The sequence below is a fragment of the Brevibacterium sp. genome, from assembly GCF_022712115.1.
Lineage (GTDB): Bacteria > Actinomycetota > Actinomycetes > Actinomycetales > Brevibacteriaceae > Brevibacterium > Brevibacterium salitolerans.
Genome location: NZ_JALAHB010000236.1, coordinates 1 through 6,349 on the forward strand (window position 1 = coordinate 1; position 6,349 = coordinate 6,349).

The window sequence follows — 6,349 nt, forward strand, 5'->3', positions numbered from 1 at the left end:
CGGGGGTCCTCACCGGTGCTCCTGGCGGGGGAGGGAGGAGCGGACGTCATCCGACCGCCTTCGCCCAGTTCTCCGCGAGGACGGCCTGCTGGGACTCACGCTGCTCCTGGGTGGGCTGCGGTGCGGTCTGCTCCACGGCCTCGGGCAGGAGCGCGGCCAGTGCGTCCTCGTCCGCGGTGCCGGCCTCGACCATGGCATCCATGCGACCGGGGAGGACGTACCCCTTGAGGAGGAGGTTCTGGCCCTCGTCGCTGAAGACGAACTCCTGCCACAGGCGTGCGACCGCGGGGTGCGGCGCGTCGTCGTTGATGGAGGCCGCGTAGTAGGAGGCGACGGTGCCGTCGGAGGGGATCACGATCTCCATGTCCGTGCCGCCGCCGGAGAGGTCGTCCGCCCACTGGAGGAGCAGGTAGTCCCAGTTGACGACGACGGGAGTCTCACCGGTCTCGATCGTGCCGGCCTCGGCCTCCGTCGGGACCAGGTTGCCGGAGTCGGAGAGTTCGGCGAAGAAGTCGATGCCGGGCTGGATGTCGTCCAGGCTGCCGCCGTTGGCCAGCGAGGCCGCGGCGACGGCCATGAAGCCGGCCTCACCCGTGGTCGGGTTGCCGCGGATGGCGATCTTGCCCTGGTACTGAGGATCGAGGAGGTCCTCGAAGCTGGTCGGGCAGGTCTCGACGGCGTCCGTGTCGCAGCCGATCGCCATGGTGCCGCCGAGGTGGTTGTACCAGGTGCCGTCCGGGGACTTCATGTTGTCCGGGAGGTCGTCGGCGGTCTGGGGGTGGTACTCGGCGAGCAGTCCCTCTGCGGCGGCGTCCACGGCGAAGGACTCTCCGGTGTCCAGGTAGTCCAGCGAGGTGTCCTGGCCCTGGCGGTTCTTCACCGCATTGATGAGGTCCTGGCTGGCACCGGTGGACGTGTCGTTCTCGATCTCGATGCCGTACTTCTCGGAGAACGCGTCCAGGAGCCCGCCGTAGTTCGCCCAGTCCTCGAAGAGGCCCATGGTGTTGAGCGTGCCCTCTGCCTGCGCTGCCTCGATGAGGGCGTCCATGCCCCCGCCGTCCTCCACGGAGGTCGCCGCCCGCCAGGTGGCGGATTCCTCGGATTCGCCGCCGGAGCCGCAGGCCGAGAGCGCCGTGAGGGCGCCCAGGGAGACCGCCGCAGTGAGCAGTCGGATGTGCTTGAGCATGGTCGTACTCGCCTTTCGTATGTGCGCGTCCAGGGGACGCCCTGAGGGTCGTGTGCGTGGCTCGAGTCACTTCCACCTTAGAGAAGTCTGAGCGGATTGCCAAGGTTCGTTACTAGTGAAGTGTGTGGAAGTAGGGAAAGTTCACCAGTGAGGATTGACTCAGAGGTAGATGGGGCGGGTCCTCGGGGTGAACTCTGGGAGCGTGCTCCCGCCGCGCGCGGGCTGCCTGCCGCGGTCGGCGGGCAGCGATCGTGGTGACCGCTTCCGGCGGGCGCTGCGAGTGGGCGGGAGGCGAACCGGGTAGTTTAGTTCCGACTGCGGTGTCCGCGCTGCCGGGACCCTGTGCGAACAGAGGTCCTGCCGTGCGATGTCCGCCGCAGGAGCAGGCTTTCGACGCCCGCCGCCGCGAGGGATGCGGTCGGGGGCACTGGTGAACAGGCGGTGGGATGGCGATGGAGTCCCGGCAGGACGCTCAGGGGCGGCGCGCGGTGGGCGCGGTGGGCACCGCCCGCTACGAGCGGATCGCCGAGCAGATCCGCGAGTCGATCAGGTCCGGCGAGCTCGCGGTGGGGGAGAGCCTCGGGTCCGAGGCGGCGCTCGCCGCGGAGTTCGAGGTGGCGCCCGGCACGGTGCGCGAAGCTCTGCGCCTGCTGGTCGCGGAAGGCACGCTGAGCGGGCGCCGCGGGGCGCGCAAGTCGGTGCTGCGCAAACCGCGGCCGGCCGCCACGCAGGAGGAGTTCCGCAGCTTCGCCCAGTGGGCCCTGGTGCGCGGGCGCAGGCCCGGCGGGCAGGTCGTGGAGCAGTCCTGGCAGATCGCCGGTGAGGAGGCCGCGCGGACTCTCAAGGTGGATCCGCGCAGTCGCGTCCTCTGGGTGCTGCGCGTGCGGACCCTCGACGGCGAGCGGGTGATGGTGGAGCGGACCCGGTACCCGGAGCGCATCGGAGAGATCGTCGAGGGTCTGCCGCCGGATCTCGAATCGGTGAGTCGCTTCCTGGCCGACGAGTACGGCATCGTCTTCGCCGGTGCGGACCACCTCTTCTCCGCCACCGTGTGCGGGCATCAGGACGCGACGCTCCTGGGCGTCTCGCGCGGGCGCCCGCTGCTCCGGCACATGCGTGTGGGGCGCGACGCGAGCGGCCGGCCGCTCGAGGTCTCCGAGGACCGCTACCTCGCCAACGTCATCTCCGTCGCCATGTCCAACGGCCGCAACGTCAATCCGATCAGCTGGCTGGACGCCGGTGAGGCCAACTGGCTCTGAGCGCTCGTGGGGACGGCGGCCCTGCGTGCTCATTCCGGGGCGTGGCGGTCGAGGAAGGCGTAGACCTCCGTGGTGTCGACGCCGGGGAAGACTCCGGGCGGCACGGCGGCGAGCAGCGACGCGTGCGTGCGTGCGGACGGCCAGCTGCTGTCCTCCCATCTCTCCGCGAGCTTGGCGGGCGGCCTGCGGCAGCAGTCCGGGTCCGGGCACTCCGAACGTGAGCGCTTCGCGGTCTCGCGTCCTTCGAACCAGCCCACGTGGGCGAAGGGGACGCCCACGCTGATGGAGAACTCCCCGCCGGGGAGCACGCGCGCGGTGCACCAGTACGTGCCGTTGGGCGTGTCCGTGTACTGGAAGTAGGGGCTGAATCTGTCCGCCACCCTGTGCACGGTGCGGGAGGTGAAGCGCTTGCAGGCGAACTGCCCCTCCACCGCGCCCATCGGATCCGTGGGGAACGGCAGGCCGTCGTTGGAGTAGGCCTTGTGGATGGTTCCGGAAGAATGCACTTTCATGAAGTGGACGGGCAGCCCCAGATGTGCTGTGGCGAGGTTCGTGAACCGGTGCGCGGAGGTCTCGTAGGAGACTCCGAAGAGGTCTCGGAGCTCCTCGATGGAAATCGAGCGATTCTTCTTCGCCGCCTGCAGCATCGGCACGGCGGCGGACTCCGGCATGAGCAGCGCCGCGGCGAGGTAGTTCGCCTCCACCCGCTGCGTGAGGAACTCCTCGTAGTCCGCGGGCGTCTCGTGCCCCAGGATGTGCGAGGCGAGCGCGGTCAGCACGTGCGAGCGCGGGTCGTGCCCGGTGACGTCCTCGTGGGAGAGGTAGAGGCGCCGGTGCGCGGTGTCCGCCACGGCGCGGGTGCTGGCCGGGAGGTCCGAGACGTAGTGCAGCGAGTACCCGAGGTCGTCCGCGACCGCGGCGGTCTGCCGCTGGGAGAGGGGCCCGCCGGTGTAGCCGATCCGTGCCAGCACCTCGCCGGCCACCTTCTCCAGCTCCGGGAAGTGGTTGCCCTGCCGGCGCATGCGCTCGCGGAGGTTGCGGTTGACCCTGCGCGCCTCCTCGGGGGTGGCCGCCCTGCGCCGCATGGCGTCCGCGAGCTGCCGCTGGAGCCCCGCGATGGCGGCCAGGGCGTCCTGCGGCAGCGACTTCGCCCTCACCCGCGGCAGGTGCAGCGAGGTGTAGAGCGGAGAGCGCTGGTTGCGCTCCACCTCCAGTTCGAGCGCCTGCCGGGCGTCCACGGGCTCCGGGTCGAGGAGGTCGTCCGCGGTGACGCCCAGCGCCTCTGCCAGTGCGCGGAGCTGCCCGAGGCCGGGTTCCCGCTTGCCGTTCTCCATGACGGAGATCTGGGAGGGTGCGCGTCCCACCTTCTCGCCCAGCTGCCCGAGGGTGAGTCCGGCCTGCGTGCGGAAGTGGCGGATGCGGCGGCCGATGCTCAGGGCGTCCGCCTCCTGGACGCCGGTGGTGCGGGAGGCCTCCGTGGTGCGCGTGGTGCCTGTGGCTCCGGAGGTGCGGTGCGCGCCCGGCGGCGCGGTGTCGGCGGCATGCTGACGGCTCATGCTTCCCACTGTGACACAGCGCACCCTCTTTTCGGAAATATGTTACTTCTTCACATGTAGAGAAGAACGGTGAATCTTCATTGCGATCTGGGGTGAAATCAGGGTGGACGAGGCGAAAGACTTGAGTCACATCGCAGACACCGACTCGGAGGAGAGCACGATGACGCAGAAGGACATCCACAACGAACAGCAGATCCAGAGCGACTGGGCGACCAACCCGCGCTGGGCCGGCATCGCCCGTGACTACACCGCTGCTGACGTCGTCCGGCTGCGCGGTTCCGTCATCGAGGAGCACACCCTCGCCCGCCGCGGCGCCGAGCGCCTCTGGGATCTCATCCACACCGAGGACTTCGTCAACTCGCTGGGTGCGCTCACCGGCAATCAGGCGGTGCAGCAGGTGCGCGCCGGGCTCAAGGCCATCTACCTCTCCGGCTGGCAGGTCGCCGCCGATGCCAACCTCGCCGGGCAGACCTACCCGGACCAGTCGATCTACCCGGCGAACTCGGTGCCGGCGGTCGTCCGCCGCATCAACAACGCGCTCATGCGCGCCGATCAGATCGAGCGCAGCGAGGGCAGCCTCACGGTCGACGACTGGCTGGCTCCCATCGTGGCCGACGCGGAGGCCGGGTTCGGCGGCTCCATCAACGTCTACGAGCTCATGCGCGGCATGATCAGCGCGGGTGCCGCCGGCGTCCACTTCGAGGATCAGCTGGGCTCGGAGAAGAAGTGCGGTCACCTGGGCGGCAAGGTCCTCGTGCCCACCTCGCAGCACGTCCGCACGCTCAACGCGGCGCGCCTGGCGGCCGACGTCGAGGACGTCCCCACGCTCGTGGTGGCCCGCACGGACGCCGAGTCCGCGAACATGATCACCTCGGACATCGACGAGCGCGATCAGCCCTACATCACGGGCGAGCGCACCGCAGAGGGCTTCTACAAGGTCACCGGCGGGATCGAGCCCTGCATCGCCCGTGCCAAGGCGTTCGCCCCGTACTCGGATCTCATCTGGATGGAGACCTCCACCCCGGATCTCGAGGTCGCGAAGCAGTTCGCGGACGCCGTCCACGCGGAGTTCCCGGATCAGCTGCTCGCCTACAACTGCTCCCCGTCCTTCAACTGGAAGAAGCACCTGGACGACGCGACGATCGCCAAGTTCCAGCGGGAGCTGGGCGCGATGGGCTACAAGTTCCAGTTCATCACCCTGGCCGGCTTCCACGCGCTCAACCACTCGATGTTCGACCTCGCCCACGGCTACGCCCGCGAGCAGATGAAGGCGTACGTCGAGCTGCAGCAGCGCGAGTTCGACGACGAGTCGCGGGGCTACACGGCCACCAGGCACCAGCGTGAGGTGGGCACCGGCTACTTCGACCTCGTCTCGACCGCCATCAACCCGGAGTCCTCCACCACCGCGCTGAAGGACTCCACCGAGGCCGCTCAGTTCAACTGAGCCTGCGCGGGCCCTGCGGCGCATCGGGGGCCGCTGCCTGGACCGCGGTCCGGGTTCCGGCTTCCGCTGCCCGCGGGCTGCACGCGCAGTGCGGCTCCACGGGCCATGCGTCCCCGGGCCGCACCACCGACTGAGGATCCGGCATCCCGCCGGACCTCGTCCCGCCGGCGGCGCCCTCATGAGAGGGCGAGGTCCGGCGGGCACGCGGGGCGGCCGCTCCGGCACAGGGTTTTCTGGGGTTTCCCTGTCCGGCGCGGTCGTCCCGCACTGCTCCACCTGCGCCTGCCGATGCAGGACACCACGGCCCCGCCACACACCACCGCTCGCCGCCTCTCGCCCGCTTCCCGCACCACCAGGAGCCCGCCATGACCCTCACGACCCAGTCCCCTTCACCGCAGCAGGAGACTCGCCCCGGCCAGGAGACCCCCATGCAGCAGCAGACCGCACCGGCCGCAGGGCGGATGCTCGTCGCCGGTCCCATGGAGAGCGGCTACGAGACCGTCCTCAGCCCGGAGGCCCTGGACTTCCTCGCCGCGCTGCACGCAGCGCTCCTCGACGAGCGCCGCACGCTGCTGACCGAGCGCGAGCTCCGCTCCGCCGCGTTCCTCCGCGGGGAGTTCCCCTCCTACCCGGAGGCCACCCGGGAGATCCGCGAGGACGCCTCCTGGCACGCGATCGGCGGCCGCGGGGCCAAGGGCCTCTCCCGCCGCCGCGTCGAGATCACCGGCGCCCCGGACGGCCGCACCGCGGCGAACGCGCTGAATTCGGATGCGGACTCGTGGCTCGCGGACTTCGAGGACGCGATGTCGCCCACCTGGTCCAACGTGGTCACGGGTCAGCTCAACCTCATCGACGCCGTGCGCGGCCGCCTGCGCCACGTGACCCGGGTGGGCAAGCTCTACGA

General features: G+C 70.2%; 4 protein-coding genes and 1 pseudogene. 3 read left to right on the forward strand and 2 right to left on the reverse strand.

Translation table 11 applies throughout. The features are described from left to right. Positions 1-46: 46 nt before the first annotated feature. A complete protein-coding gene (locus tag Q0A33_RS14085; RefSeq protein ID WP_291798103.1) occupies positions 47-1,186 on the reverse strand; it encodes an extracellular solute-binding protein in 1,140 nt (379 codons plus the stop codon). Positions 1,187-1,632: 446 nt separating this feature from the next. Here Q0A33_RS14085 and Q0A33_RS14090 point away from each other — a divergent pair, with 446 nt between their 5' ends. Continuing rightward, positions 1,633-2,445 (forward strand): GntR family transcriptional regulator, encoded by an 813-nt coding sequence (locus Q0A33_RS14090; RefSeq protein ID WP_291798105.1) that lies wholly within the window; start codon positions 1,633-1,635, stop codon positions 2,443-2,445. Between the two features lie 29 nt (positions 2,446-2,474). Here Q0A33_RS14090 and Q0A33_RS14095 read toward each other — a convergent pair whose 3' ends face one another. After that, positions 2,475-4,001: a helix-turn-helix transcriptional regulator gene (locus tag Q0A33_RS14095; protein ID WP_291798107.1), complete on the reverse strand. Its 1,527-nt coding sequence runs from the start codon at positions 3,999-4,001 to the stop codon at positions 2,475-2,477. Positions 4,002-4,161: 160 nt separating this feature from the next. Between Q0A33_RS14095 and aceA the strand changes: the two genes are divergently transcribed. Then, positions 4,162-5,445, forward strand: coding sequence for an isocitrate lyase (gene aceA / locus Q0A33_RS14100; protein ID WP_291798109.1), 1,284 nt, complete (start codon positions 4,162-4,164; stop codon positions 5,443-5,445). A gap of 365 nt (positions 5,446-5,810) precedes the next feature. Continuing rightward, positions 5,811-6,349, forward strand: a pseudogene (locus Q0A33_RS14105) (malate synthase A); the annotation flags it as partial.

What these genes read in the sequence shown, in the direction of transcription:
- Q0A33_RS14085 (WP_291798103.1), bottom strand. Translation starts at nt 1,186, where the DNA reads ATGCTCAAGCACATCCGACTGCTCACTGCGGCGGTCTCCCTGGGCGCC.
- Q0A33_RS14090 (WP_291798105.1), top strand. Translation starts at nt 1,633, where the DNA reads ATGGCGATGGAGTCCCGGCAGGACGCTCAGGGGCGGCGCGCGGTGGGC.
- Q0A33_RS14095 (WP_291798107.1), bottom strand. Translation starts at nt 4,001, where the DNA reads ATGAGCCGTCAGCATGCCGCCGACACCGCGCCGCCGGGCGCGCACCGC.
- aceA (WP_291798109.1), top strand. Translation starts at nt 4,162, where the DNA reads ATGACGCAGAAGGACATCCACAACGAACAGCAGATCCAGAGCGACTGG.